The organism is Kribbella albertanoniae, assembly GCF_004348455.1.
Taxonomy (GTDB): Bacteria; Actinomycetota; Actinomycetes; order Propionibacteriales; family Kribbellaceae; genus Kribbella; species Kribbella albertanoniae.
Genome location: NZ_SMKA01000032.1, coordinates 22,476 through 47,866 on the forward strand (window position 1 = coordinate 22,476; position 25,391 = coordinate 47,866).

The following is a 25,391-nucleotide window of genomic DNA, read 5'->3' on the forward strand; positions in this document are numbered from 1 at the left end:
AGACGTTTCAACGTTTGACCTGAGGCGGGGAGGTTGCGTGGCCGACGACACCCGGCGCCGCGGGCACACCGCCGGCGTGAAGGCGGTCGCCGCCGCGGCCGGCGTCTCCCTCGGCACGGTCTCGAACGTGCTGAACCGGCCAGAGATGGTCAGCCCGCTGACCCGGGCCAAGGTCGAGGCGGCGATGGCCTCACTCGGCTTCGTCCGCAACGAGTCCGCCCGGCAGCTCCGGGCCGGCAGCAGCCGGATCCTCGCGTATCTGATGCTCGACGCGGGCAACCCATTCTTCACCGATGTCGCGAAGGGCGTCGAGGAGGCGGCCCGCGCGGCCGGTCTCTCGGTCTTCCTCTGCAACAGCAACGAGGACGCCGAGCGCGAGGCCGACTACCTCGACCTGCTCGAGCAGCAGCGCGTCCAGGGTGTGCTCATCACCCCGGTCGACCAGCACTCGTCGCGCCTGCGCTCACTACCCGCCCGCGGTACGCCGGTGGTCGTGGTCGACCGCGCGATCGACGGCGGCGAGCACTGCTCGGTCGCGGTGAACGACATCCTCGGCGGTGAGCTCGCGATCGCGCACCTGCTCGAGCTCGGCCACGAGCGGATCGCGTACGTCGGCGGCCCGCTCACGATCGGTCAGGTCGTGGACCGCCGCGACGGCGCCCGCAACGCGCTGCGCAAGGCCGGCCGCTCCGAGGACGACCTGATCGAGATCACCACCGGCGCCCTCACCGTCGCCGAAGGTAGGGGCGCAGGGCAACGACTCGCCGGCCTCCCCGCATCCCGCCGCCCGACCGCCGCCTTCTGCGCGAACGACCTGCTGGCACTGGGCTTGCTCCAGCAATGCGTGAGCCTCGGCCTGCGCGTCCCCGAGGACCTCGCCATCGTCGGGTACGACGACATCGAGTTCGCCGAGGCCGCCGCCGTACCGCTCACCTCGGTCCGCCAGCCCCGCCAGCTCCTCGGCCGAACCGCCGCCGAACTCCTGCTCGACGAGTCCTCCAACCCCGACCACGAACACCAACGAGTCACCTTCACCCCAGAACTAGTAGTCCGCACCTCCACCCGCGGCACCACCTGACCCGCCCCACAACGTCCGAAAGACCGGAGGGCCCGCCTCCGGCGCTTCGGACGTTAGCGGCAGCATTCACGTAACGTCCGAAAGATCGGAGGGCCCGCCTCCGGGTTTTCGGACGTTAGAGCCGGCAACCCTTGTACGGCGGATGGTCGCGGGCGGGTGGTCTAGGCGCCGTAGGAGGCTAGGAAGACGTCTACGGCTTGGGTGGCGAGGGTTTCGAGCTCGTTGGGTTTGGGGCGTTCTCGGGTGCCGGCGAACATGGCTCGGTTCATGGGTTTGTACATGACGAGGCCGGCGAACTGGTAGGCGACGAGGGTGGGGTCGTCGAGGGTGCGGAGCAGGCCGCGGTCGGTGAGGCCGGTGAGGGCCTGGCCCAGGGTTTCCAGGGATTTCTCGAATCCGCTGGTGAACCAGGCGCCGCAGACTTCGGGGAAACGGTCGGCCTCGGCGATCACGAGGCGGCGGAGCTGGAGGACGTGGTCGGCGGTCAGGCTCTCGAGGAGCCGGAAGGCCAGTGCTCGCAGGGCTTCACGGGCGTCGGTCGCGCCGTCGAGAGTTTCGGCGTACGCCTTGGCCAGGTTGACCGCGAGCTGGTCGTTCGTCGCGAGGACGATCTCGGCGAAGAGGCGTTCCTTGTTCTCGAACTGCTTGTAGACGGTCTGTTTGGAGACGCCGGCCTTGGCCGCGACCTCGTCCATGCTCGCGCCGAGATAGCCGTGCTGGAGGAACACCTCGGTGGCCGCCGCGTGGATCGCGCGGCGTTTGGTGGCGGTGCGGCCTTCCGGGTTCAGCTCCATCCCGAAATCATACTGGACAGTCTAGTTTTCCGTCGAGTACTGTACGGTCTAGTTCCGAACGATCCCCTGAGGAGACCACCATGAGCACCGTGAAGTCCGCCGACGGCACCGTCATCAGCTACGACGTGTACGGCGAGGGTCAGCCGCTGATTATCGTCGACGGCGCCACCGCCCACAGCGCGGTGAACCCACTGAACGCAGAGACCGCCAAGCTGCTGAGCGACCAGTTCCGCACCTACGTCTACGACCGCCGCGGCCGCGGGCAGAGCGGCGACACCGCGCCGTACGCGATCCAGCGCGAGATCGAGGACATCGCCGCCCTGATCGAGGACGCCGGTCAGCCCGCGATCGTCTTCGGCTGGTCGTCCGGCTCACTCCTGGCCCTCGACGCCGCCGAAGCCGGCCTCCCGATCAGCAGGGTCGTCGCCTTCGAGCCCCCGGTCGTCGTCGACGACTGCCGCCCGCCCCTGCCCAGCGACTACGTCGAGCAGCTCGAAGCCCACATCGCGGCCGGCCACCCTGACCTGGCCGCCGAGGTCTTCATGACCGCTGCCGTCGGTCTCACGCCTGAGATGGTCGCGGGCATGCGCCAGTCGCCGTACTTCCAGCCGGTCGTCGATGTCGCCCACACCATCTCGTACGACGGCCGCATCATGGGTACGACCATGTCCGGCAACCCGCTGCCCGCCGACCGCTGGACGACCATCGAGGTCCCCGTCCACGTCCTGTACGGCGACCAGACCTGGCCCACGCTCGTCCCCGGCGCCAAGGCAGTCGCCGCCCACATCCCCACGGCCACCCTCAAAGCCGTTCCCGGCGCCGACCACGGCACCACTGCCGACGTACTGGCTGAGAACCTGCGCGAATTCGCTGGATGAACCCCTCCCGAATGAGCTGGGGTTTTGAGACGCTTTGGGGGTGGACAGGGACGGGTTCTGGAAAGCAGTGGAGGGTGCGCGCGAAACGGTGGACGACACCGTCGCGGATCCGGACGGGGTTGCGGACGCGCTGACGCGGGAGCTGGGTGGGCTGACGGCCGAGGAGATCGCGGAGTTCGGGATCGAGCTCGCGCGGCTGCAGGTCGAGTCGTACCGGTGGGACCTGTGGGCGGCGGCGTACCTGATCAACGGCGGCGCTTCGGAGGACGGGTTCGACTCGTTCCGGGGCTGGCTGGTCGCGCAGGGGCGGGAGATCTGGGAGGCCGCGCTGGTCGACCCTGATTCGCTCGCCGATGTGGTCGACGAGGACCGGCCGGACGGGTTCGAGGGGTTCGACGGCGAAGGCATGCTGCATGTCGGGAGTCACGCGTACAAGAACGTGACCGGGGACGAGGCGGCGTACTGGAAGGCGGTCGAGGCCGAGGCACCGGATACGCCGGACCTTCCGCTGGGCCAGGAGATCGACTTCGACAACGAAGACGATCTCCACGACCACCTGCCGCGACTCGCGGTCCTGTACCTCGAGGGTTAGGCGACTGCGACGACGTCGATCTCGAGGAGCCATTCCTCGGCGTAGATGTCGCAGATGATGATGGTCAGCGCCGGCGCGTGGCCATCAAGGATCTCGAGGCGGATGTCGGTGTTGGCGGCGCGGTACTGCCGATCCGCCAGGTACGTGTTCACCTTGACGATGTTCTGCACACCCATGCCGGCTTCGCTGAGGACGGCGAGCACGTTGCGCCAGACCATCCGGCACTGGTCCTCGAACGATTCCGGAACGCGCCCGTTCTCGTCTCCCCACGGGACCTGACCGCTGACGTAGACCGTCCGCTCGCCGCCGGTCACCAGGATTCCGTTCGTGTACTGCCCGATCCGCTGCGGCAGTATCTGCGGATCCAGCTGCGTGATCTCGACCATCTAGCCACTCCTCACTAACCGGTTTCTCTCGTTCTACCAGTTACCGAGGGTCAGCCGGGTTCGCCTCCGAGGCGTTCGATGGCGGTGCGGAGGCGGCGGCGCCAGGCTGGTTGGCCGGCCTCTTCGTCGGCTGCGGCCAGGCTGACCAGGTGCTGCGCCATCTCGAAGCCCTCGGCGACCTGTGAGTCCAGGTCGGTCACGGCGGGCTGTGGTTCGTACTCCGGCTCGTCATGGTCGAAGCTGATCGGCCGGCTGGCCCAGCCGAACCCGTCCGGCACCAGCAACTCCGGAGTGAGCACCTCGTGGCTGAGCGACGACAGCTCCTTGTCACCGTTGCCGATGCTGAAGATCGTCGTACCACGACGCCGTACGTCGCTGATGCGCTCCAGCAGGGTGGCAGCGGGGTGCTCCTCGGCGACCACCAGCAGGGACTCGCCACGACCTGCGTCGCGCAGGCGGTCCAGTCCGATCGCTAGGTGCGGCGGTGCGTCCGGTGGCGGCGCCCAGCGCACCAGGGACGGCCGGATGTTCTCTACGCCGGCCCGGTGCAGTTCGTCGTCCAGGTGCGCGGTTAGGTGCCACGGCTCCTCGTCGACCGGGCCGAACAGCATCAGCCCGCCGGTGCGCGTCGTGTAGCGCCGCAGTGAGTGGCCGAAGGCCCGAGTCTGTGTGCCCAGCTCGGTCCCGGTCAGCATCTCCCGCAGGAGCGACGCCCTCGTCAGGTCCACAGCTCCAACTTGATCACACCTGAGGGGCTACCGCGACTTCAGCTGAGGCGGTCCGCCTTGGATTGCAGGTAGTCCCGCTCCGGCACACTCGTCGTACGGCGGGCTGCCAGCAGGTAGCTCTCCCGTGCAGCCGCCGCATCACCGGCCATCTCGAGCAGGTGTGCACGGACGGCCTCCAACCGGTGGTGCTCGGTCACGCGGCCGTCGGACTCCAACGGCTCGAGTACGGCGAGACCCTCCTTCGGGCCGACCGCCATACCGACTGCCACTGCGTGGTTGAGCTTCACCATCGGGTTGTCGACGAGCTGCTCGAGTACGTCGTACAGAGCGACGATCTGCCGCCAGTCCGTGTCCTCGGCGCGCTCGGCGGTGTCGTGGACCGCAGCGATCGCCGCCTGCACCTGGTAGGGCCCGATCCGCGTGTGAGTGAGCGCATCGGAGACCAGCGCCTCACCCTCGACGATCGCCTCCTTGTTCCACAGCGACCGGTCCTGCTCGCCCAGCGGAACCAGTGCGCCTTCGCTGGTCGTCCGAGCTGCTCGCCGTGCATCGGTGAGCAGCATCAGCGCCAGCAACCCGGCCACCTCACCGTCATCCGGCAGCAGCCTCCGCACCGCACGCACCAGCCGGATCGCCTCACTAGTCAGCTCGGCACTGTGCAACGCCGTACCGGATGAGGCCGTGTAGCCCTCGTTGAAGATCAGGTAGAGGACATGCAGTACGGCGCTCATCCGCTCGGACCGCTCTGCCTCGGGCGGCAGCTCGAACGTGCTACCCGCCTGCTTGATGCCACGCTTCGCCCGGCTGATCCGTTGCGCCATGGTCGATTCCGGCACCAGAAACGCCGCAGCGATCTGTGCGGTGGTCAGACCGCCGACAGCGCGCAGCGTGAGCGCGATCTGCGAGGCCGGCGAGAGTGCGGGGTGGCAGCACAGGAACAACAACGTCAGAGTGTCGTCCTGTCCGCCCAGATCGTCGATTTCGGGGCCTGAGGCAACGAACTCCTCGGGTGTTGCCAGCTGTGCGGCGTTCTCCTCGCGCCTGCGCCGGGCCGACTCGCTGCGCAGCAGGTCCATCAGCCGACGCGAACCGACCCGGATCAGCCACCCACGCGGGTTGTCGGGCACTCCTTGGTCCGGCCACTGCTGTGCAGCAGCCAACAGCGCTTCCTGCACAGCCTCCTCGGCCAGGTCGAAGTGACCGTAGTGCCGCACCAGAGCACTCAGCACCTGTGGCGTCTGCTCACGCAGGAGCAGCTCGAAGTCCTTCACATCTCCAGCCCGGACGTCTCCATCACAGGGCGCACCTCCACTGCGAGGTACTCCGCGTCCGGCATCCGCGCGGCGTAGCCGATCGCCTGGTCGATGTCCTCACACTCGACCACATAGAACCCGGCCAAGTGCTCTTTCGCCTCGGCGTAGGGTCCGTCTGTCGTCGTAGTGGCGTCGTCGCGCACCGAAACCGTTCGGCTGGTGATGGGGTCGGCCAAACCGGCCGCACTGACCAGTAGGCCCTGTTCACGCAGCTCTTGCGTCAGCTCGTTGTGCGCACGCGACAGTCCGTCGCGTTGCTCGGCAGACAGCCCGGCCCAGCTCTCAGGGCTGCTGTAGATCATCAGCATGTACTTCACAGGCACCATCCTCTAACTCGTTCCGAGCCTCTCACCAGGTACGTCGGGACTGTGGCAGCGACTTCGACAAAACGATCGTTGGAGGTTGCCGTTCGATCCGGTGGGCACTGGAGGAGCGGCCGCCGTTCATTCCGCCGGGCGGCTCTCGTAAGGAGGCTCCATGCTCATCCTCGGACTGATTCTGTTGTTGCTCGGGTTCTTGCTGAAGATCTCGATCCTGTGGACGATCGGCATCATCCTGCTCGTGGTCGGAGCGGTGTTGTTCCTGCTCGGGTCGACCGGCCGGGCCGTCGGCGGACGCCGACACTGGTACTAAGCCGCAGCAGAACGCCCACCCCGCGGGCCGATCCGGTCCGCGGGGGTTTCTGTCTCCGCAAGGGTTTCTGTCTCCGCGAGGTTTCTGTCGGAGGCGATGGTTACGGTGTCGCCATGAAGTACGTCGTGACGATCTTCTCGTCCAACGCCCCCGCCGCTCTGGATGCAGTTCGGGCCGAGCTGACGGCCAGTGGTGAGCTGGTCAGCTCTGAAGGCCTCCTGCCGCCCACCGACGGCCGGATCGTTCAGATCCGCAACGGCGCTCAGATGGTCACGGCCGGGCCGATCGGCGAGAGCAAGGCGCAACTCGCCGGGTTCCTGTTGATCGACGTACCGGACCAAGCCCGGGCTGAGGCAGTTGCTGCGCAGGTTTCGGCTGCGGTGGGTGATCGGGTCGAGCTGCGCGGGACGCTGATCTCAGCTTGAGTGCCAGGGGAAGCGCGGCGAGCGCCGCTCCCCGAAGGCCGTGATGCCCTCCGCCAGCTCGCCACTCGCGATCGTCTCCTGGTAGCGCGCCAGCGCGGCCGCGTCCGCATCCGTCTCGGCCAGCAGCGCGTTCACGGTCTCCTTGGCCGACCGGATCGTCAGCTGCGACCGCGACACGAGCGTGGCCGCGAACTCGTCGACCTCCGACTCCAGATCGACCTCGCCGACCACGCGATCGACCAGGCCCTTGAGTTCGGCCTGCTCTGCGGTCAGCAGCTCACCGCTGAAGAGCAGGTACTTCGTCGTCGCCGGACCGACCAGGTCGAGCAGGACCTTGATCGCCGCCGGCGGATACACGACCCCGATCCGAGCCGGAGTCACGCCGTACGTCGAACCGTGCGCAGCGAACCGGAAGTCGCAGTTCACCGCGATCTCCAACCCACCGCCGATGCAATGGCCGCGGACCATCGCGATCGTCGGTTTCGGGAACTCGCGCAAGGCCTGCTGGGCCCGCAGGTTGAAGGCCCGCAGCTCAGCCATCGGATCGGCCGGGTCGGCGCCGGAGATCAGCTCGCCGATATCCGCACCGGCGCAGAAGCTCGGACCGGCTCCGGTGACGACCAGCACCTTGACCTCGTCGTTCGCGGCCAGCTCGGCCAGCAGACCAGGCAGCGCCTCCCACATCGCCCGCGTCAGCGCGTTGCGCTTCGGCACCCGATCGATCACCAGCCGGGCCACCACGCCACTCTGGATCTGGAACCCGAGGTCATCCATGCCCGCAGTCAACCAGCGCAGGCCGTGGTCGCGCCGCCTCGTGGATCACATCGCGCGCTTGAGCCGTGCCTTGGCGCGCGCCATCTTGATCAGGTACAGCGGGGTCGGCGGGATCCAGCCGAGCTGCTTGGCCTGGCCGATGTCGTCCCGGTTCGCCCAGTGGTCGACGACCTTGCCGTCCTTGATCCGCAACCAGTGCGACTGGCTCACCGCGAAGGTCTTGCCGGTCGGCGGGAACACCGAGTCCACCGCGCCACTCTCGTCGTACACGGCGAACGGCGCGACGTGCCGCCCGCTCATCGTCGAGTTGATCGCGACCAGATCCCCCTCGGTGACGACGTAGTGGATGTCGTAGGCAAGGTCCGCGAACGCGGTCCGCAGCCAGAGCGCGGTCGCGTAGTAGCCGGCCGGTCCGGGCTTGCGGCACTCCGGCGGCTCGGTGCTGTCCTCGTGGTTGACCGCCTCCGGGTGCACAAGCTCCTCGAAGTCGGCCGGCTCCCCGTCGGCCATGATCTTGATACAGCGAGCGGCGATGCCGATCGCTTCGGTGGTGTCCATCAGGTTCTCCCCCTAATTAGATACAGTGTTACTGTACTCAAAAGCATGGGACGGTGAATGGCGGAAGTCAAGCGGCAGTACGACGCGTCCGGCCGGCGCGAGCAGGCGCGGCAGCGACGCCGTACCGTCGTGGCCGCGGCGCGCGAACTGTTCGAGTCCGACGGCTTCCAGGCGACCACGATCGCGGCCGTTGCTCGACAGGCAGGCGTCTCGGCGGAGAGCATCTACAAGGGGTTCGGCACCAAGGCCGCGCTGGCCAAGGCGGTCTTCGACCAGGTGATCGCCGGTGACGACGAACCAGTGCCGATCGCCCAGCGCTCGGAGGCCGAGACCATCCAGGCCGAGCCCGACGTACGGCGAAAGCTCCAGCTGTACGTCGACGGGATGGTCGAGCGGGCGGAGCGGTCCGCGCGAGTGCAGATCATGATCCGGGACGGCCGGCACAGCGACGAGACCCTGCGGGAGACCTGGCAGACACTGCTCGACGAGCGACTGACCGGGATGACTCTCCTGGCCCGGCATCTGGTTGCCACCGGCGACCTGCGGCCTGGGCTCGAGGTCGAGGAAGTCGCCGACATTCTGTGGACCTATATCGCGGTCGAGCTCTACGAACTGCTGGTCGTGATCCGCGGATGGTCACCACGGAAGTACGGAGAGTTCATCACGGCAGGTCTCGTCGGGAGCCTGTTGCCGGAGCCAAGCGTTTGATCTCGGATCGGTTACATCCGAATAGCGGGCAGATCACGCTCAACACCCCTTCGGCATGTTCGCAATGCGTTAAAAACGCCGGTCGATTGCGAACCTTCGGCGGATCTGTGCTTGACTCCTCCGGTCGATAACGTTTTGGTCTCGGCAGATTGGGTTCAACGTAATGACTGCAGGACGGCATAGACAGGCGCGGCACCGTCAACCGCGCCCGAAGCTGATCGGCCCCGGCATCGTGAAGGTGGCGATTCCCGGAGCGGCAGTGGCCCTGGTGGCCACAGGTTCCGCCGCCGCTCTTCCTGGCCAGCACGACGTCAAGATGGACACCTCGATCGCCAGCTCGTCCCTGCAGCTGTCGCGCGACACGTCCACCAGCCGGGACGCACTGCGACCCCCGCTGAACCTGAACTCGGCGAAGCCCTCCGCGGCGCCGACGCCGAAGCACCTGAAGAAGCAGGCGCCGATCCCGAAGGCGACCGCGACCAAGACGCGCGCCGCGGCCGCGCTGCCGCCGAAGATCACCGGCTCGAAGTTCACCACCACGGATCTGAACGTGTGGACCGTCCCGCTGACCGGCGTCCTGCTGGATGTCCTGAAGCGCGGTACCAAGGTCTCCGTGACCGGCAAGGTCGACGGCATCTGGGCCGAGATCGTCAGCAACGGAAAGTCCCGCTGGGTGAAGGCGCAGTACCTGTCGGCCACCAAGCCGGTCGAGCAGGTCGCCGGCGGAGTCTCACAGGCCGCCTGCAAGTCGGGTTCGTCGGTCGAGTCCGGTCTCACGCAGGATGCGATCCGCGTCCACCGCGCGATCTGCAACCTCTTCCCGAGCATCACGTCGTACGGCGGTCTCCGCTCCGGTGACAGTGGTTCCGAGCACTCGTCGGGGCGCGCGCTCGACATCATGGTCAGAGGTTCGCTGGGCCAAGAGGTCGCGGACTACCTGCGCGCGAACTACCGGAAGCTCGGCATCAGTGAGCTGATCTGGTCGCAGCGCATCTGGACGGTCCAGCGCAGCAGCGAAGGCTGGCGCTCGATGGAGGACCGTGGCGGCGACACGGCCAACCACTACGACCACGTGCACGTGAGCGTCTACGGCAACTCCGGCACCGTCTGAGTTCCACCCCGCAGCAGCCCGGTCCTACCCTCCTAAGGACCGGGCTGCTGTGCTGTTCTACGGCTTTCAGGGCTTGATGTTCGCGTTCAGGTGGAAGAAGTTCGTGGGGTCGTACGCGCGCTTGACCGCACGCAGCCGCTGCAGATCGGCCGGCCTGTACGACGTCTCGGCGCGACCGTGGTCACCGAGGAAGTTCACGAACGTGCGACCCGAGGCGGGGAGTAGCCCGGCCGGCAACTCGCGGTCGATGATCAGCGAGAACTGCGCCTGGCGGTGACCGATCGGGCCGGCGCCCGGACCCGGGTGAGCCATCGCTCCACTCCAGTGCCGGAGTTCGATCGTCGGCTCGTCCTCGATGCTGGTCAGTACGTCGATGACGTCGTCGGTGAGTTCGTCCAGGAAGTCCAGGTGCCGGGCAGGCGTCCCGCCCATCGCGGCGTCGGCGTACTCGATCGTGGTCAGCTCACCGGCCAGCCGCGGACCGGCGACCGCGAACAACGGCTTGAGCAGGTGCTCGGCCAGTTCACGCGTTCCGGCGTACAGGACCTTGATCGCGACCGCGCGCTGTTCGGTGCCGGGGATGCGGGTCAGGACGACCGCTGTGCTCAGCTCGTTGGGGATCGTGGCGGTCCAGTCGCGGTAGCGGCGGAGGATCTCGGCGGCGCGGTCGATGCCGTAGTAGACGATGCCGGCGTGCACCTGGCGAACCGGGTACAGGCGGAACTCGAGCGATGTGACGATGCCGAAGTTGCCGGTGCCACCACGGATCGCCCAGAACAGATCCGGGTGCTGCTCGGCGGTCGCCGTCACCATCCGTCCGTCCGCGGTCACGACCTCGGCCCGGATCACACTGTCGGCCGCGAACCCGTACTTCCGCGCCAGCCAACCGACTCCACCACCGAGCGTGAACCCGGTGACGCCGACGTCCCGCGACGATCCCGACAACGGCGCCAGCCCGAACTGCCGCGCCGCATCGATCACCGCACCCCACCGCGCGCCGGGTGCCACCTTGGCGATCCGCCGCTCAGGATCCACGAAGACCGCCGTCATCGGCGTCGTCTTCAGCAGGATGCCACCATCCGCCGACAATTTCGTCCCGTGACCGGTCGCCTGCACAGCCACCGGTACGCCGTACTCCCGCCCGACCCGAACCACCGCCTGGACGTCAGTCCGGCTGAATGCCTCGGCGACCAGCACCGGCCGCGAGTCCACCGACGGCACGATCGCCCGCCGCTGCACGTCGTACTCAGCCTCACCCGGCAACCGCACCTCGCCGTTGAACCCCGCCCCGAGCAGCCCAGCCACCAGGTCCCGCCCCGTGGCCACCTCAACCTGCGTAGACATGTCTCGATCCCCTTCGCCGTTGTGCTCTCACCCAGACGTCGAAGGAGAACCGTCCAGATTGACACTCCCGCCAAACTTTTCTTGATGACCTTCACCAAGCAGTTCACGTCCGCGCCTCGTGGCGAACCGGACCGCGAGTGGGCTGCGCTCACACTGCTCGCCGATGCGGTGCCGGATCTGGTGCCGACGCCGCTGTCCCGTGGGCCGATGTGGGTGACCATGTCGGTTGTCCCTGGCCAGCCGCTCACCGATCCGGCGACGCCTCAGCAGGTCGAAGCGCTGGGCGTCGCGCTGGACACGCTGTGGTCGGTCTCGCCGTCCCTGGTTCCGCTCGACATCGCTGCGCTGATCGAGCGAACCTCTGTCGGGCTCGCCTCCTTGAGCGAGCGCGACGACGTGATCGGGGCGGCTGCTGTAGCCTGCGCTGGCCTCGACTGGTCCAGCCTGCTGGTGATTCACGACCCCGTGGTCGCGCACGGCGATCCGAATGTGGCGAACTACCTGTGGGACGGCAGCCGGGTTCGGATCGTCGACTTCGAGGACGCGGGATTGGGTGATCGGACAGTCGAGCTCGCCAACTTGCTCGAGCACCTGGCCGGCCGCCGTACCGACTGGGGGGCTCTTATCCACAGGTGGCCTGTGGATACAGCTCGGTTGCAGACGGCTCGCACGCTCTGGGCCGCCTTCTGGCTCGGGCTGATCGGGCCTGGTGGACCCAGCTTTTCGCGAAACCCGCCCGGGACTGCGGAGGCCCAGGCTGAACGGTTGCTGGGGCTTATCGCTCCACGGTGAGTTCGGCGAGGCGGTCGGGGTCGGCGAGGATGTTGAGTTCGGTGACCTTGCCGTCGGTGATGGTGAAGGCCATCACCGACTGGATGCGGCCGTTGACCACGGTCACAGTGCCCGGGACGCCATTGATCAGGGCGAACTCGGTGTAGGGCGCCAGGCGGGTGAACATCAGCGCCTGCTCCACCACGGCCAGGGCACCGCGGACGACCTTCGAGACGGCCGGCCCACTGCTGCCGTCTCCGGCGTCGGCCCGCAGCACAACGTCCGGGTCGAGCAACACCAGGAGACCCTCGAAATCGCCGCCACGAGAGGCGGCCATGAAGGCTTCCACAATGGCGCGCTGCCGACTCGGGTCGCCGTCATTGGCCGGTGCGCCCTGGACGCGCCGCCGTGCACGGCTGGCGAGCTGCCGTGCGGCGGCGGGCGACTTGCCGACGACCTCTGCCACCTCATCGAAGCTCAGCCCGAACATGTCGTGCAGTACGAACGCCAGCCGCTCAGCCGGCGCCAGAGTCTCCAGTACGACGAGCAGTGCGAGCCCGACCGCATCTGCCTGAACTGCCTCGTCCTCGGGCGCCCTGGTGTCCGCCTTCAGCGAGACAGGGTCCGGTACGAACGTGTCGAGTGAGTCCTCCCGCCGCGACTTCCGGCTCCGCAGCATGTCCAGGCAGACCCGCGACACCACAGTGGTCAGCCAGCCGGCCAGATTGGCCACCTCGCTCACATCAGACCGGCTGAGCCGCAGCCACGCCTCCTGTACGGCGTCCTCGGCCTCACTGCGCGAACCGAGCATCCGGTACGCCACCCCGCGCAGGTGGTCCCGCTGCTCCTCGAAACTCCGCGCCAGCTCGTCCACTGCTCGTTCTCCCTCTACTTGCCCGTCCGGTCATTCTCTTGACGGATGGGGACCACATCATGTGACACGGTGCGAAGATGTTGAGCCATGGCCTTCTCCGACGACTTCGCCGGCCCAGAGCTCGACCAGTCCGTCTGGTCGCCGTACTACCTGCCGCAATGGAGCTCCCGTGCTGCGACAGCGGCCAGCTATGCGCTGAGTGATTCATGTCTGACGCTCAGCATCCCCACTGACCAGGGACTGTGGTGCGCCGGTGACCACAAGCCTGACCTGCGGGTCTCGGGCCTGCAGTCTGGTCGGTACTCGGGTCCTGTCGGCAGCACTGTCGGCCAGCAGCCGTACCGCGACGGACTGCTCGTCCAGGAAGAGCAGCCGCCGTTCTGGGGCTGGACGCCGTCCAGTGGACGCGTCGAGCTGCGCGCGCGGGCAGACCTGAGTCCCCGCTCGATGGTTTCGCTCTGGATGGTCGGACTGGAGGATCAGCCCGAGCGGTGCGCCGAGATCTGCGTCATGGAGGTCTTCGGCGACGCCATAGTGCCTGGGGAGTCCGCTGCGGTCGGCATGGGGCTGCACAGCTTCCGTGATCCCTCGGTCACCGAGGACTTCGAGGCGGTGCGGCTGCCGATCGACATCCGCGAGTTCCACTCCTACTCGGTGGAGTGGTCCGACGGTACGGCGGTGTTCAGCGTCGACGGTTCGCCGATCCGCCGGTGCACGGGGGCGCCGACGTACCCGCTGCAGTTGATGTTGGCGGTGTTCGACTTCCCGGACCGGTCGGTCGGCGACGACGACCGCCTGGTGCCGACGTTTACCGTCGACCACATCGTTGCGTAGGATCGCTGACATGTTCGTGCGCGCGGGGATGTGGTGGGCCGTCGGCTAGACGGCTGCTTCCGCGTGTAACCCACTCCGGCCGTCTCTTCCGAGGCGGCCGTTGTCATGTCTCCTCGGAGGAGCGGTCCCTGTCCCGAGGACTGCTATGGCAACCGCACTCCGGACCTGGTCCGGGCTTATCTCGTCCCTGCTGAACGGCTCCGACCTGACCACGGCGGACACCGGCTGGGCCATGGACCAAGTGGTGCTGGGCGACGTCTCCCCGGCCCAGATCTCCGGCTTCCTGATCGCGCTGCGCGCCAAGGGCGAGACGGCCGACGAGTTGCTCGGACTGGCCTCGGTACTCCGTTCGCACGCGATACCTGTGCGGATCGACGGGCCGTTCGTCGACATCGTCGGGACAGGTGGCGATCGGACCGGTGCGATCAACGTCTCCACCATGGCTGCGGTGGTGGCAGCCTCTACCGGAGTGACCGTGGTCAAGCACGGTGGCCGAGCCGCCTCCTCAGCTGCGGGCGGCTCTGCCGATTTGGTCGAGCAGTTGGGTGTCCCACTCGACCTGTCTGCTTCTGAAGCTGCCAGGTCGGCCGCTGAGGTTGGGCTCGCGTATCTGTTCGCGCCGCGGTTCAACCCTGCACTGCGCCAGGCGGCCGTCGTACGGCGGGAACTCGGCGTACCGACCGCCTTCAATGTGCTGGCGCCACTACTGCACCCGGCTGACCCACAGCACCAGCTGGTTGGAGTGGCCAATCCGCAGATGCTGCCGGTGATCGCTCAAGCCCTTTGCCAGCAAGGGAAAACAGCACTGGTCGCTCGCGGGGACGACGGGCTGGACAAGCTCACCACAACCACGTTCTCCCGACTATGGCTCGTTTCTGAAGGCACCGCGCGTGAGACGGTCTTCGATCCGCGTGGACTCGGCCTGCGACCCACCACGTTGCCGGCTCTGCGCGGTGGCGATGCTGCGAGCAACGCCCGCGTCCTGCAGGCACTGGTCAATGGCGAGCCTGGTCCGGTGCGAGACGTCGTACTGCTCAATGCTGCAGCGGCTCTGACCACACTGAACCTGCAGACCGACCACTTCCTCGACCAACTGGCCGCCTGCCTGGACGAGTGCCGCGCAGCACTGGACAGCGGCCGTACGGCGGCAACCCTGGCTCGCTGGATAGGCTCCAAGTGATGCAGGAACTGTTGGAGGCGGCTCGCGCGGGCGACCAGGACGCATTCGGTCAGCTCGTCGAGCCATGGCGGGGTGAACTGCATGCACACTGCTACCGCATGCTCGGCTCGTTTGCCGACGCGGAGGATGCGGTGCAGGAGACGTTGCTGCGGGCCTGGAAGAGCCTGGACGGGTACGACGACCGCGGGTCGATCCGGCCATGGCTCTACAAGATCGCCACGAACCGCTGTCTCACTCTGATCGAACGCCGCGGCCGCCGTGAGCTCCCGGTGGATGTTGAGGGCTCTGGGGAGGTTCTGTGGCTGGAGCCGTACCCGACTAGCCGTCTCGACTGGACCACGCCGGAGACTCGAGTAGCGACGCTGGAGTCGGTGGAACTGGCGTTCGTCGCCACCCTGCAGCACCTGTCGGCTCTGCAACGCGCAGTACTGCTGCTGCGCGACGTACTGGCGTTTGCTGCGCGTGAGGTCGCTGAACTGCTGGATACCTCAGTGGCTGCGGTCAACAGCGCACTGCAACGTGCGCGGGCGGTAGTCGGGTCAGCTCCGACACAACAGACCACTCTGCGCGCCCTGGGCGAACCTGCGCAGCGGGACTTGGTACGGCGGTACATGGTCGCGTGGGAGGCCGGTGACGTCGACTCGATCGTGGCGATGCTGGCGGACGACGCGAAGTACTCGATGCCGCCGCAGCCGCAGTGGTTCGCAGGCCGGGCGGCAATCCGGTCGTTCCTGGTGGAAGGGCCGCTGCAGAGCCGCTGGCGCATCCTGCCGGCGCATGCGAACGGCCAGCTCGCAGTGGGCACCTATCTGCTCGACGGCGACCGCTATGTACCCGCAGGACTCGACCTGCTGGTCCTGCGGGGCGCTGAGATCGCAGAGGTCGTTTCGTTCCTGGAGGCGGACTTCGCCCCGTTCGGACTGCCTTTAGAACTCCCGCGATGAGTTTCGGGCGGTCGCCGGGTTCTAGGGGTATGACAGATGAACAGCAGATCCGAACCCTGATCGAGCGCTGGGTCACCGCGGTCCACGCCGGTGACCTGGCCACAGTCCTCGCCGACCACGCCCCCGACATCGTCATGTACGACGTACCGCCGCCGTACGACGGTGTGCGCGGGCTGGAGGCTTACCGGCAGACGTGGCCCGGCTTCTTCGAGTGGCAGCAGGCTGGCGCGTGCTTCGAACTGGAGTCGCTCGACGTGACCGCCGGCGCCGACGTCGCCTTTGCCTACGCCCTTCTCCGCTGTGGCACTCCCGACGAGTTCAAGACCAACCCTGACCTCCGCCTCCGGCTCACACTGGGCCTCCGCTGTGAGAACGGCCGTTGGGTCGTCAGCCACGAGCACCACTCCTTCCCACTCGCCTCGTAGGCTGAGTGCGTGGAGTCCTCGGTGTACCTGCGACCGTTGCAGCTCACCGACATCGCGACGTACGCGGACTGGGGTGCAGACCGCCGCCTGTGCGAGCACGCCGGGTGGACTGTCGACCGGCCCCGGTCCCTGCACGAAGCGCACTGGCTGCGCATCATCGAGGAGGGGCGCGTCCTGCGCCTTGCGGCCGTCCGTGGCGACGAGGTGATCGGATACGTCGACCTGCACGGAACGGACTCGGATCACCGGGAGCTCGGCTACGTGGTCGGCCCCTCGACCCGCTGGGGCGTGGGGCTCGGGACGGCTGTCGCTCGGCTGGGCCTGCAGCACGCGTTCACTGTTCTGGGGCTCGACTGGGTCGACGCCGAAGCAGCCGAGACCAACCACGCCTCGGTCCGCATCCTCCAGCGCTTGGGCCTGAGCGAAACCGACGACCACGGCGTCGACACCTACCTGGGCGTCTCTACGCCCACTCGGTGTTTTCGCATCAGCCGCGAGTCATACCTGCGTCAGAACCCAGTCCCTGAAGGAAAGTAGCGCCGTACTGTCCCAGTCGTGTCCGTCGGTCTCACGCTCCGCGGCCGACACCGGCGTGGCACTCCGGTAGCAACTCAGCGCCTGCTCCACGACCGCGTGGTGCGCTTCCGGCAGGTGCTCACGCGCCCACACGGCACCCTCTTCCTTGCTGAGCACAGTCCCCGGCCCCAGCTCCAGAGTCGCCAGGACGCGGCATGCGTTCAGCACTCCGTAGTATGGCGACTTGAGCAGCGCGTCTCCTGCCATCACATCGTGGAGGTCCTCCAGCACAGCGGACAGGTAGTCGTCGTACGGGACCGGCGCAAACACCTCGTCCGGCGGCGGACCGCTCAGCGCCACTCCACGCTTCCTGGTGACAGTGATGTGCGCGGCCAGGTCCGGATCAGCACCTGACCCCGTGTAGTCCACCTGGCCGTCGAGAATCGCATCTGTCCACATCGCCGAGTAGTGCACCTCGTACGGCCGCGGGTGCTGATGCGTCGCGGCCTGTTCAGCCGTGAGCACCGACATTTCGAGATCACCGAGCACCGGCCGCGTGGCCGCCGTACCAGCGAAGCCTCTGGCGACCTGCTCGCGCTCAGCTGCAGTCAGTGGCGCGGGTACTACCACCAGCAGGTCCACGTCGCTCTTGGCGCGGTAGAAACACCCCATCGCCAACGAGCCATGCACGTAGACCCAGCCGTCCACCAGACCGGCCGCCTGCAACACATACTCGCGAATGTCCGCGTCACAGTCCGTCCAGGACTGCGCCCGCCCGCTCACATGCATGGTCGCGACAGTAGCCCGCACCCATCACCGGCCGCACAGCCTTTTCACCGCCCGGTGGCACCGTCGATCTGCTCACGCAGGATGTCCACGTGCCCGGCATGCCGGCCGGTCTCCTCGATCATGTGCACCAGCAACCACCGCATGCTCGCCTCACTCCCCTTGCGCGCAGTCGGAGGCGCAGGAGCCGTCAGGTCGACGTAGCCCGCGATGACCTCATTCGCCTGCCGCACCGCCTCCCGGTACGCCGCCACTACCGACTCCACGGTGTCTTTGGCGCCCGGCCGCATCGTGCCCGGCCAACTCCGGACATCCGCTCCCAGAAAGTAGTAGCGCTCCACAGCAGTCAGATGCTTGGCCAGTCCCAACACACTCGTCCCCGACTCCACCCCCGGCGTACGCACCGCCGGCTCAGGCGCCCCTTCAACCTTCCGCGCCACCGCCTCCCGCAGGTAGTCGAGGAAACCCACCAGCGTCTCCTTCTCACTACCACCGGTCCGTGGCGGTCCCGCATCATTCCTCTTCACCCAGCCAGCATGCTGACCAATTCGCCGCGCATACAAGAAAATTCGCCGTACCAGCAAACCCCCAGGCCCGACCGGGTGGCTGGTCCGCATCATTTGGCCGGATGTCCGTTCAAGTTGACCCTTCTCCGGTCATATTTCGAGGGGAGAACCGGCGACTTCAGCGGAGATCCCCTCATCTTCCGCACAGCAACCGAAGCCCGGAAACTCAGGCAACGAGCATCCACCGCGCGCCGCCAGACCGCAGCCGATCAGCGCGGATGGGAGATCTGTGGAGTTGTACTGCCAGATAGCGGCAGCCAGCCTCCACAAAGGCCGGCTGTGGTGTCACTCGTCGGAGCAGCGGATGCCCTGGGCCCTGAGGAACGTGCGGATCTGGGCCGAGTGCAACTGAAGGTGCATCGCTCCCTGCACGAGGATCGCCGCCAGCGACGTCCCGCCGTTCCGATGCTGCTCAGGCAGATCCGCAGCCGCGTGCGCGTCAGTCAGATCAGCAAAGAGCTCATCGGCCCGCCGTCGACAGTGGTCGAGGTACCCGAACAGCTGCTCACGCGAGTACGTAGGCGGTACGACGTACGCCTCCTCGTCCCTCACCGAGAACGGCTCCGGAGGCGCCCAACCAGCCTCCAGCACACCCAGGTCGCGGTCCGTGAACCAGAGCGCATGCGCGGCAATCCGCCATACCGCCGTCATCGCCTGAAACTTGCGCTCCCGAACGACCGGGTCCTCAAACGCCCGACCGTCCCGGTCGGTCGGAGGCCACGTCCCCGGATCAGTCTTTCTGACCGCGTAGAGGCTCGCCTCCCACAACTCATCCGGACAACCCCGCAAGACAATGCCCAGATCATCAAGGGTCGCCTGATACTGCCCTGCAACGACCGAGCACCATATCGTCGGGGATTCATGACCCATCAGAAGAAGATAGCGAAGAGCTCGGAGGTACCGGTGGCACATCTTCTCGCTGACGACTCCGGCATGACTGTCTACATCGGGTGCCCCCGCCTGCTCACCGGCAAGGACTGCGGGACGGTCATGGCCGACTTCTACCACCAGGTGCTCGGCTGGCCCGTGTACGACGCCTACGGAACATTGTTCCTCTCGAGAAGCCCCAAGTTTCGGATCGGGTTCGATGGTGACGGCTGGTCGGATCAGCGGCCACCACGCTGGCCCGACCCCGAATTCCCCCAGCAGATCCACTTCGACATCGCCGTACCGGACCTGGAAGCCGCCAGCACGCGCGCCACATCCGCGGGCGGGACGCTACTTCACGAGAACGCGGACCACCGGGTCTACGCCGATCCCGTTGGTCACCCGCTCTGCCTCTACCCTTCCGGAGCGACAGCGCCGACGATCACCCGCCTGGTCTACGACTGCTTCAGCCCGCGCTCACTGGCGAGCTTCTACGAGGGCTTCATCGGCACGCAGGAGCGGCTCGAAAACTCACCTGAGCGAGTCGTGATCGACCTCGACGACGATGAGCTCCCCAACCTGGCGTTCCAGCACACGGAGTGCCCCGCTCCCCGGTGGCCTGATCCCGCGTATCCGGCGCAACTACACGTCGACTACCGCTTCACCGTCGACCACGAAACCCCGCACTTCCAGACCCCGGCAGCCAAGGCCGCAAAGGCCCGAGCCGAAGCGCTAGGCGCGATCCACCTCCGAAACGTCGTCTACGCCGACCCAGCCGGACACCCGTTCTGCTTCTGACCAGCGGTCGACGTTATTTCGGCGCTATTTAAAGTTCGGCCAGTTCAATCAAACGCAAGAGCAACGACAGCGGAGCCGCACCCCGAAGAAATAGCGCACAAAACGTGCGATGCGAATTTGGAATGAATGCACTCTGTTCTCGCTCACCACCCGGTCGTACTCTCGCCATCGGGGGGTGGGTAAATGAACGAGAACAACCCGGATTCAGCGGAACTCGATGAGTCGAAGAAGGGGGGAGGCCTGAGGACGACACTGATTACGGGCGGGGTTGCCGTTCTGGTAGCCGTGATCGGCACGGGCGGCGCGCTGCTGAAAGACGAGTTCGACAGCAAGAACCCTGGCAGTGGACCAACTACCGTGACGACAACCGTGACGGTCGCGCCCAGTCCACAGCCAGAAATTCCCATTACCAGAGCGATCACCAGTCCGGAGGAGAACGCGATCGTGCCGCTCTGCGCGGACGTCAAGGGCAGCATCGGTGCGGTGCCGTCGGGAAAGACCATCGTCGTGGCGGTCCAGGAAGACGAAGACACTCGAATCTATTTCGAGCAGACCGTCCACTTTCTCGGCAAGGGCCAATGGGCTGCTCAGGTCAATCTCGGAGACCGTGCGGATCCCGGCGCTGCCGTCGGTCATCGTTTTTCGATCTTCGCGGTCGCGATGGACGAGTCGTTGGCGAAGTACCTCGCCGGCACCAGCACCGAGGAGGGCGGCACCTGGTGGTCCAACACTGCGTGGCCTGACGGCGCCGATCACGGCGAGGCCACCCGGGTCGTTCGAGCCGCAGCAGTCGGGCGGTGTTAGAACCCGCGACGACGGTCGCCCGAGGGCTCAGCGCCTGGTTTCGTACCTGGTGACGACTAGACCGCCGGGGAACGTCCGGGTCTCCAGCAGGTTCAGGTTCACCCAGCTGTCCAGGGCGGTGAAGAACGGCGTGCCGCTGCCGACCAGCACCGGATGGGTGACGATTTCGTACTCGTCGACCAGGCCGGCGCGCAGGGCCGCGGCGGCGAGCGTGGCGCCACCGACGCGCATCGGCTCGCCGTCGTCGGCCTTGAGGCGGGTGATCTCCGGTACGGCGTCGCCGGCGAACAGGCGGGTGTTCCAGTCGACCTTGTCGATCGTCGAGGAGAACACCACCTTCGGTGTGTCCCGCCAGTTCCGCGCGAACTCGACCTGCGCCGGGGTGGCGCCGGGCTGCTGATCACCGGTCGGCCAATGCGAACTCATCGTCTCCCACAGCTTGCGCCCGTACAGCAGCATCCCGATCGCCAACTCCCGGTCGAGCCACCACTGAAACAGCTCGTCGCTCGGCACACCCCAGCCGATGTCGTCGCCGGGCGCGGCGATGTAGCCGTCCAGGGACAGGTTCATGCCGTAGATCAGTTTCCGCATGGCGCCAGACCTCTCTGCCGTTCCGGCGGCCACTCGCCGCCCGTCACCCATGCAACGAACGCCACACTCCAGATCCGACACGTCATCGACAGAAAGCGGAGGGCGTGGGATTCGAACCCACGATGACGGTCACCCGCCATACCGGTTTTCAAGACCAGCGCACTCGGCCACTATGCGAGCCCTCCTGGCGGCTTGCCGCCGAGCGTTGAGGATAGCGCAGGGGCGGCGGTAGGGTGCGGGGTGCATGGCGGACGAGCCGCCTGGGGTGTGTGGACGGAGGTGCGCTGATGTCACGGAGTGTCGAGGACATGGCAGTCACCGTCCGGTCGGCGTACTGATTCGTCGCTGATCGGGCTCTCGGCCGGCGGAGTGCCGGCTGGTCCGGTTGTTTCGTCATGCCCTCTGGAGTTTTTTCATGCCTTCTCTTCGTGAGACCGTGCTGCCTGCTGCGCTCGGATCCGACTTTCGCCGGATCTGGCCGGCGGCGATTCTTTCCAATCTTGGTGACGGGGCGCTGCTGGCGGCGGGGCCGTTGCTGGTTGCCTCGATCACCTGTGAGCCCGCTGCGGTGGGTGCTGCGGCGTTCGTGCAGCAGTTGCCTTGGTTGTTGTTTGCGTTGTTCAGTGGTGCGTTGGCCGATCGGTTCGACCGGCGGACGATGACTGTTGCCGCCAACCTCTTTCGCGCGGTAGTGCTTACTGCGCTCGGGGTTGCGGTGCTGGCCGGCGCGTCGCCTTTGTGGGCGATCTACGTCGCACTGTTCCTGCTCGGTACGGCGGAGACGCTTGCCGACAGCGCATCCGGCGCACTGCTGGTCAGTGCTGTGCCGAAAGACCAGCTGGGTAAGGCGAATGCGCGGCTGTACGCCACCGGGACTGTGGTGCAGCAGCTCGGCGGTCCGCCGTTGGGAGCGTTGCTGTTCGCGGTTGGTGCGGGCGTGCCGCTGGTGTTCGACGCAGTCACGGTCCTGGCGGCTGCGGCGCTCATCTCGCGTGTCACCGTCCGTCCGGAGCCTACGGAGTCCGCTGGTACGGCGCTCTGGACCGAGGTGCGCGTGGGTATCAGCTGGCTGTGGGGGCACGCGGGTGTCCGGACGCTAGCCTGCTCGATCCTGGTTATGAACGTCACGTTCTGCGCGGCCTTCGCGACCTGGGTGCTCTATGCGCGGGAGCATCTCGGGCTGAGCGACACACAGTTCGGACTGCTCGTGGCGGTCGGTGCTGTCGGCGGTGTGGTCGGGATGCCGGTGTACCACCTGCTCGAGCCTCGGGTGGGTTCGCTGACGCTGTTGCGGGCTGGTCTGATCATCGAGACGCTGGTCCACCTGGTTCTGGCGCTGACTCGGAACCCGTGGGTCGCCGGCGCGACTATGGCGGTGTTCGGCGTCCATGCGGTGGTGTGGGGCATTGTGTCGACCACAGCACGCCAGTTGGCGACACCTGATGCGCTGATGGGCCGGGTCAACAGCGTCTACCTACTGGCCTCGGTTGGCGGTGCAGCGATCGGCTCTGCGCTGGGCGGCCTACTCGCCCAGCGGTTCGGTCTGACAGCTCCGTTCACTGCGGCTTTCGCGGCCATGGTGGTGATGACTGCGGTGGCGTGGCGTCCGCTGCGCCACGTCTCAGTACGGCGGACGGCCGCCGTACCGGACTGAAATCGGGTCGCCCCGCGGCCCGAGACTGGTAAGGATGGAGCATGCCCTCAGCGACTTCCCTCGGCCTACCCAACGTCCGCGGGCGGTTACCACTGCTGATCGGTCTGGCGATCGACTCGTTCGGTGGCGGCTGCGCAGGGCCGCTGTTGCTCCTGTACTTCGTTCGCGTCGCAGACATCCCACTCGGTACGGCGGGTGTGCTGCTGACCGTCGCCACCCTGTTCTCCATCGCGGCCCCGGCCGCGGTGGGGGTGGTGATCGACCGGATCGGCCCACGCAACCTGGTGGTCGGTGCCCAGTTTGCGCAGGGCCTGGCCTTCACCGGCTTCTTCTTCGGCCGCTCGCTGTGGCTCTTGTTTCTCTGCGCACTGGTGACCACGACCGGACAGCGGGTGTTCTGGTCATCGATCTTCAGTTTGCTGGCAGATGTGGCGGACGAGGGAGACCGCGACCGGTGGTTCGGTCTGGGCGGGATGATGCAGGCCGGAGGCTTCGCACTCGGCGGTCTGGCGGCCGGTGCGCTACTGGCGATCGGCGGAACCACGCCGTTCCTCATTGCGATGGGCGTCAACGCGGTGACGTTCTACCTGGCCGGCGTGCTCCTGATGGGTCTGCATGCATCGCACCACCAGCGCACTGTGCAGGACACCGGCCCAGCACCGCTGCTGCGCAAGGACAGGCCGTTCCTGATCCTGATAGCGGCCAACACGCTCTTCGCGCTCTGCGTGATGATGCTGAGCATCGGTCTGCCGGTGTACGTCGCAGACGCGCTGCCGGTGCCCAAGTGGTTGGTCGGGGTACTGCTGGCCGCGGCATCCGTCGTACTGGCGACCGGGCAGACGCTGGTGGTCCGGCACACCGAGAAGCGCCGTCGTACGTCGGTGATGGTCGTAGCCGGCGTGGTGTGGGCGGTGTGGGGGTTGCTGATGGCCTCGCTCACGCAGGTGCCCGGCCCGGTGGTTGTGGTGGTACTGGTGCTTGCGACTGCGCTGTACGCGTTCGCTGATCTGCTGCATGCGGCGACGAACAATGCGCTGGCCGCGTCGGTCGCACCGATGGCCGGGCGCGGGAAGTACCTGTCGTACTGGCAGTACAGCTTCACGTTCGCGAGCGTGCTGGCACCGGCGTTCTTTGCACAGCTGTTCGAGGCGCGGCACGAGCTGCCCTGGCTGGCGACCGCGCTGCTCGCACTGGTCGCTGCGGGCACCCTCGCCGTGGTCGGCCGAACGCTGCCGAACCAGACCGATTGACGCGTCAGGATTCGTTGCGCTCGATCGAACATCTGTTCTAATGTTTTCTCAGTTCGAGGTTTCTCCACCCGGACGTCCGGCCGGCCGAGTCTCCCACCTTTGATGTGGACGGCCGCAGACGGACCCGCCGCCCGGGGTGTGAGGTCCCGGGCGACGGAGAACCGCCCAGCCCGAAATTCGTGTACGACTTGAGAGAACAGGTGATGCTCGACGGAGGGATGCACTCGATGCTGCTCGAACACCGCGGCCGGCGACCGGTCGTGCCCGAATCCGCCTATGTCGCACCATCGGCCGTGCTCTGCGGCGCCGTCGTCCTCGGCGAAGGCAGCAGGGTTCTGCATGGTGCGGTGCTGACGGCGGAGAACGGTGAGGTCCGGCTCGGCACGAACAGTGTGGTGATGGAGAACGCCCTGGTGCGCGGCCGGGCGAATCATCCCGCCCTGCTCGGCGACGCGGTCCTGGTAGGTCCCCATGCACACGTGAACGGCGCCACGGTCGAGGACGAGGTCTTCATCGCCACGGGCGCCGCGTTGTTCCCCGGTTCTGTCGTCGGCGCGGGCGCGGAGCTTCGGATCAACAGCGTGCTGCAGGTCAACTCGCGCCTGGAAGCCGGCGCGGTCCTCCCGATCGGCTGGATCGCAGTCGGAGACCCGGCCCAGCTCTTCTCGCCCGACCGGCACGAGGAGCTGTGGCAGATCCAACGCGAGCTGGACTTCCCCGGCACTGTGTACGGCGTCCCGCGGGGAACCGCCATGCGCGACATCATGGCGCGCCAATCCACCTTCTACGGCGCCCACCACGACGACCGCGAACTACCCTCCGACTGACTCGATCCCGTGTAACTCGAATCGCCGCACCTGAACCGGCGACTTCCCACCACACGTCAACCGAGCGTCCACCGTGTCGAAGTGCACCGACACCTCAACCACCAACTGCCCAACACCCACGGGCCGCCCACCCATGCCCACAGGCGCTTCCCCCACGCCCGTGGGACGCTCCGCCATGCCCGCCGTCGGTTCGATGACGTCCGCGGGCCGCTCACCCATGCCCGCCGTTTGGTCGGTGACGTTCACGGGCCGCTCACCCATGCCCGCCGCAGGCTCGGTGACCTTCACGGGCCGCTCACCCATGCCCGCCGCAGGCTCGGTGACCTTCACGGGGCGCTCACCCATGCCTGCCGTCGGTTCGGCGGTGTTTGTGGGTTGGGGG

General features: G+C 67.0%; 32 protein-coding genes and 1 tRNA gene. 18 read left to right on the plus strand and 15 right to left on the minus strand.

What is annotated here, in order from left to right; all coding sequences use genetic code 11:
• Window positions 1-37: 37 nt before the first annotated feature.
• Window positions 38-1,078, plus strand: coding sequence for a LacI family DNA-binding transcriptional regulator (locus E1261_RS10640; RefSeq protein WP_238176125.1), 1,041 nt, complete (start codon window positions 38-40; stop codon window positions 1,076-1,078).
• Between the two features lie 161 nt (window positions 1,079-1,239).
• Here the strand turns inward: E1261_RS10640 and E1261_RS10645 are convergent, their stop codons facing one another.
• A complete protein-coding gene (locus tag E1261_RS10645) occupies window positions 1,240-1,872 on the minus strand; it encodes a TetR/AcrR family transcriptional regulator (RefSeq protein ID WP_132405337.1) in 633 nt (210 codons plus the stop codon).
• Between the two features lie 80 nt (window positions 1,873-1,952).
• Here E1261_RS10645 and E1261_RS10650 point away from each other — a divergent pair, with 80 nt between their 5' ends.
• The gene (locus tag E1261_RS10650; protein WP_132405339.1) at window positions 1,953-2,750 is read left to right on the plus strand and encodes an alpha/beta fold hydrolase; all 798 of its coding nucleotides are present in this window, start codon (window positions 1,953-1,955) and stop codon (window positions 2,748-2,750) included.
• A gap of 40 nt (window positions 2,751-2,790) precedes the next feature.
• Window positions 2,791-3,342, plus strand: a complete 552-nt coding sequence (locus E1261_RS10655) for a DUF4240 domain-containing protein (RefSeq protein WP_132405341.1) — start codon at window positions 2,791-2,793, stop codon at window positions 3,340-3,342.
• Here E1261_RS10655 and E1261_RS10660 read toward each other — a convergent pair.
• Genes E1261_RS10660 through E1261_RS10675 form a run of 4 tightly spaced genes read right to left on the minus strand, consistent with a single transcriptional unit; the run spans window position 3,339 to window position 6,077 of the window.
• Window positions 3,339-3,728 carry a RidA family protein gene (locus E1261_RS10660; protein WP_132405343.1) on the minus strand — a complete coding sequence of 130 codons (390 nt, stop codon included), beginning with the start codon at window positions 3,726-3,728 and terminating at the stop codon, window positions 3,339-3,341. The genes E1261_RS10655 and E1261_RS10660 overlap by 4 nt on opposite strands.
• Before the next feature lie 50 nt (window positions 3,729-3,778).
• Entirely contained in the window at window positions 3,779-4,456 is a 678-nt protein-coding gene (locus tag E1261_RS10665; protein ID WP_132405345.1) for a hypothetical protein, read from the minus strand.
• A gap of 38 nt (window positions 4,457-4,494) precedes the next feature.
• The gene (locus tag E1261_RS10670) at window positions 4,495-5,727 is read right to left on the minus strand and encodes an RNA polymerase sigma factor (protein WP_132405347.1); all 1,233 of its coding nucleotides are present in this window, start codon (window positions 5,725-5,727) and stop codon (window positions 4,495-4,497) included.
• Entirely contained in the window at window positions 5,724-6,077 is a 354-nt protein-coding gene (locus E1261_RS10675) for a YciI family protein (RefSeq protein ID WP_238176131.1), read from the minus strand. The genes E1261_RS10670 and E1261_RS10675 overlap by 4 nt, the downstream gene beginning before the upstream one ends.
• A gap of 169 nt (window positions 6,078-6,246) precedes the next feature.
• On the opposite strand from E1261_RS10675, the gene E1261_RS45220 reads away from it, so the two are divergent.
• Complete coding sequence (locus E1261_RS45220; RefSeq protein WP_165952446.1) at window positions 6,247-6,402, plus strand: DUF6131 family protein; 156 nt, start codon at window positions 6,247-6,249, stop codon at window positions 6,400-6,402.
• 113 nt (window positions 6,403-6,515) lie between these two features.
• Complete coding sequence (locus E1261_RS10680; protein ID WP_132405349.1) at window positions 6,516-6,827, plus strand: YciI family protein; 312 nt, start codon at window positions 6,516-6,518, stop codon at window positions 6,825-6,827.
• On the opposite strand, the gene E1261_RS10685 is transcribed toward E1261_RS10680, so the two are convergent.
• Together E1261_RS10685 and E1261_RS10690 are read right to left on the minus strand one after the other, a co-directional pair.
• Window positions 6,819-7,601, minus strand: a complete 783-nt coding sequence (locus E1261_RS10685; protein ID WP_132405351.1) for an enoyl-CoA hydratase/isomerase family protein — start codon at window positions 7,599-7,601, stop codon at window positions 6,819-6,821. The genes E1261_RS10680 and E1261_RS10685 overlap by 9 nt on opposite strands.
• 45 nt (window positions 7,602-7,646) lie before the next feature.
• Window positions 7,647-8,159 (minus strand): ester cyclase, encoded by a 513-nt coding sequence (locus E1261_RS10690; protein ID WP_132405353.1) that lies wholly within the window; start codon window positions 8,157-8,159, stop codon window positions 7,647-7,649.
• A gap of 57 nt (window positions 8,160-8,216) precedes the next feature.
• On the opposite strand from E1261_RS10690, the gene E1261_RS10695 reads away from it, so the two are divergent.
• Window positions 8,217-8,867: a TetR/AcrR family transcriptional regulator gene (locus E1261_RS10695; protein ID WP_132405355.1), complete on the plus strand. Its 651-nt coding sequence runs from the start codon at window positions 8,217-8,219 to the stop codon at window positions 8,865-8,867.
• 163 nt (window positions 8,868-9,030) lie between these two features.
• A complete protein-coding gene (locus E1261_RS10700; RefSeq protein WP_238176126.1) occupies window positions 9,031-9,978 on the plus strand; it encodes a VldE C-terminal domain-containing protein in 948 nt (315 codons plus the stop codon).
• A gap of 66 nt (window positions 9,979-10,044) precedes the next feature.
• Here E1261_RS10700 and E1261_RS10705 read toward each other — a convergent pair whose 3' ends face one another.
• Complete coding sequence (locus tag E1261_RS10705) at window positions 10,045-11,322, minus strand: FAD-binding oxidoreductase (protein WP_132405357.1); 1,278 nt, start codon at window positions 11,320-11,322, stop codon at window positions 10,045-10,047.
• 21 nt (window positions 11,323-11,343) lie between these two features.
• On the opposite strand from E1261_RS10705, the gene E1261_RS10710 reads away from it, so the two are divergent.
• Complete coding sequence (locus E1261_RS10710) at window positions 11,344-12,114, plus strand: phosphotransferase family protein (protein ID WP_272948570.1); 771 nt, start codon at window positions 11,344-11,346, stop codon at window positions 12,112-12,114.
• Here the strand turns inward: E1261_RS10710 and sigJ are convergent.
• Complete coding sequence (gene sigJ, locus E1261_RS10715) at window positions 12,098-12,967, minus strand: RNA polymerase sigma factor SigJ (RefSeq protein ID WP_132405361.1); 870 nt, start codon at window positions 12,965-12,967, stop codon at window positions 12,098-12,100. The two genes, E1261_RS10710 and sigJ, sit on opposite strands and share 17 nt — an antisense overlap.
• An 87-nt stretch (window positions 12,968-13,054) precedes the next feature.
• On the opposite strand from sigJ, the gene E1261_RS10720 reads away from it, so the two are divergent.
• The 5 genes from E1261_RS10720 (at window position 13,055) to E1261_RS10740 (ending at window position 16,887) form a co-directional block, all read left to right on the plus strand.
• A complete protein-coding gene (locus E1261_RS10720) occupies window positions 13,055-13,801 on the plus strand; it encodes a glycoside hydrolase family 16 protein (RefSeq protein WP_132405363.1) in 747 nt (248 codons plus the stop codon).
• A 145-nt stretch (window positions 13,802-13,946) separates the two neighbouring features.
• Complete coding sequence (gene trpD / locus E1261_RS10725; RefSeq protein WP_132405365.1) at window positions 13,947-14,981, plus strand: anthranilate phosphoribosyltransferase; 1,035 nt, start codon at window positions 13,947-13,949, stop codon at window positions 14,979-14,981.
• Window positions 14,981-15,925, plus strand: a complete 945-nt coding sequence (locus E1261_RS10730) for a sigma-70 family RNA polymerase sigma factor (RefSeq protein WP_132405367.1) — start codon at window positions 14,981-14,983, stop codon at window positions 15,923-15,925. Before trpD ends, E1261_RS10730 begins: the two co-directional genes overlap by 1 nt.
• 29 nt (window positions 15,926-15,954) lie before the next feature.
• Window positions 15,955-16,350: a YybH family protein gene (locus E1261_RS10735; protein WP_132405369.1), complete on the plus strand. Its 396-nt coding sequence runs from the start codon at window positions 15,955-15,957 to the stop codon at window positions 16,348-16,350.
• A gap of 9 nt (window positions 16,351-16,359) precedes the next feature.
• Window positions 16,360-16,887, plus strand: coding sequence for a GNAT family N-acetyltransferase (locus tag E1261_RS10740; RefSeq protein ID WP_132405371.1), 528 nt, complete (start codon window positions 16,360-16,362; stop codon window positions 16,885-16,887).
• Here E1261_RS10740 and E1261_RS10745 read toward each other — a convergent pair.
• The 3 genes from E1261_RS10745 to E1261_RS47100 form a co-directional block, all read right to left on the minus strand.
• Window positions 16,849-17,655 carry an aminoglycoside adenylyltransferase domain-containing protein gene (locus E1261_RS10745; protein WP_132405373.1) on the minus strand — a complete coding sequence of 269 codons (807 nt, stop codon included), beginning with the start codon at window positions 17,653-17,655 and terminating at the stop codon, window positions 16,849-16,851. The genes E1261_RS10740 and E1261_RS10745 overlap by 39 nt on opposite strands.
• Window positions 17,656-17,699: 44 nt before the next feature.
• The gene (locus tag E1261_RS10750) at window positions 17,700-18,179 is read right to left on the minus strand and encodes a DinB family protein (RefSeq protein WP_238176127.1); all 480 of its coding nucleotides are present in this window, start codon (window positions 18,177-18,179) and stop codon (window positions 17,700-17,702) included.
• 324 nt (window positions 18,180-18,503) lie between these two features.
• Window positions 18,504-18,869, minus strand: coding sequence for a DinB family protein (locus E1261_RS47100; protein WP_420813994.1), 366 nt, complete (start codon window positions 18,867-18,869; stop codon window positions 18,504-18,506).
• Between the two features lie 252 nt (window positions 18,870-19,121).
• Here E1261_RS47100 and E1261_RS10760 point away from each other — a divergent pair, with 252 nt between their 5' ends.
• Both E1261_RS10760 and E1261_RS10765 read left to right on the plus strand, forming a co-directional pair.
• Window positions 19,122-19,883 carry a VOC family protein gene (locus tag E1261_RS10760; RefSeq protein ID WP_202874618.1) on the plus strand — a complete coding sequence of 254 codons (762 nt, stop codon included), beginning with the start codon at window positions 19,122-19,124 and terminating at the stop codon, window positions 19,881-19,883.
• 183 nt (window positions 19,884-20,066) lie between these two features.
• Window positions 20,067-20,687 carry a hypothetical protein gene (locus E1261_RS10765; protein ID WP_132405377.1) on the plus strand — a complete coding sequence of 207 codons (621 nt, stop codon included), beginning with the start codon at window positions 20,067-20,069 and terminating at the stop codon, window positions 20,685-20,687.
• Between the two features lie 27 nt (window positions 20,688-20,714).
• Here the strand turns inward: E1261_RS10765 and E1261_RS10770 are convergent, their stop codons facing one another.
• Both E1261_RS10770 and E1261_RS10775 read right to left on the minus strand, forming a co-directional pair.
• Window positions 20,715-21,278, minus strand: coding sequence for a dihydrofolate reductase family protein (locus tag E1261_RS10770; protein WP_132405379.1), 564 nt, complete (start codon window positions 21,276-21,278; stop codon window positions 20,715-20,717).
• A gap of 96 nt (window positions 21,279-21,374) precedes the next feature.
• A tRNA-Ser gene (locus E1261_RS10775) sits at window positions 21,375-21,463 on the minus strand.
• A gap of 230 nt (window positions 21,464-21,693) precedes the next feature.
• Between E1261_RS10775 and E1261_RS10780 the strand changes: the two genes are divergently transcribed.
• The 3 genes from E1261_RS10780 to E1261_RS10790 all read left to right on the plus strand — a co-directional run bounded on the left by E1261_RS10780 (window position 21,694) and on the right by E1261_RS10790 (window position 25,009).
• On the plus strand, window positions 21,694-22,932 hold the full coding sequence (locus tag E1261_RS10780; protein WP_132405381.1) for an MFS transporter: 1,239 nt from the start codon (window positions 21,694-21,696) through the stop codon (window positions 22,930-22,932).
• A gap of 41 nt (window positions 22,933-22,973) precedes the next feature.
• Window positions 22,974-24,182: an MFS transporter gene (locus E1261_RS10785; RefSeq protein ID WP_132405383.1), complete on the plus strand. Its 1,209-nt coding sequence runs from the start codon at window positions 22,974-22,976 to the stop codon at window positions 24,180-24,182.
• A gap of 179 nt (window positions 24,183-24,361) precedes the next feature.
• Complete coding sequence (locus E1261_RS10790; protein WP_238176129.1) at window positions 24,362-25,009, plus strand: gamma carbonic anhydrase family protein; 648 nt, start codon at window positions 24,362-24,364, stop codon at window positions 25,007-25,009.
• Here E1261_RS10790 and E1261_RS10795 read toward each other — a convergent pair.
• The coding region (locus tag E1261_RS10795; protein WP_238176130.1) for a hypothetical protein at window positions 24,995-25,391 on the minus strand (397 nt) is incomplete at its 5' end. The two genes, E1261_RS10790 and E1261_RS10795, sit on opposite strands and share 15 nt — an antisense overlap.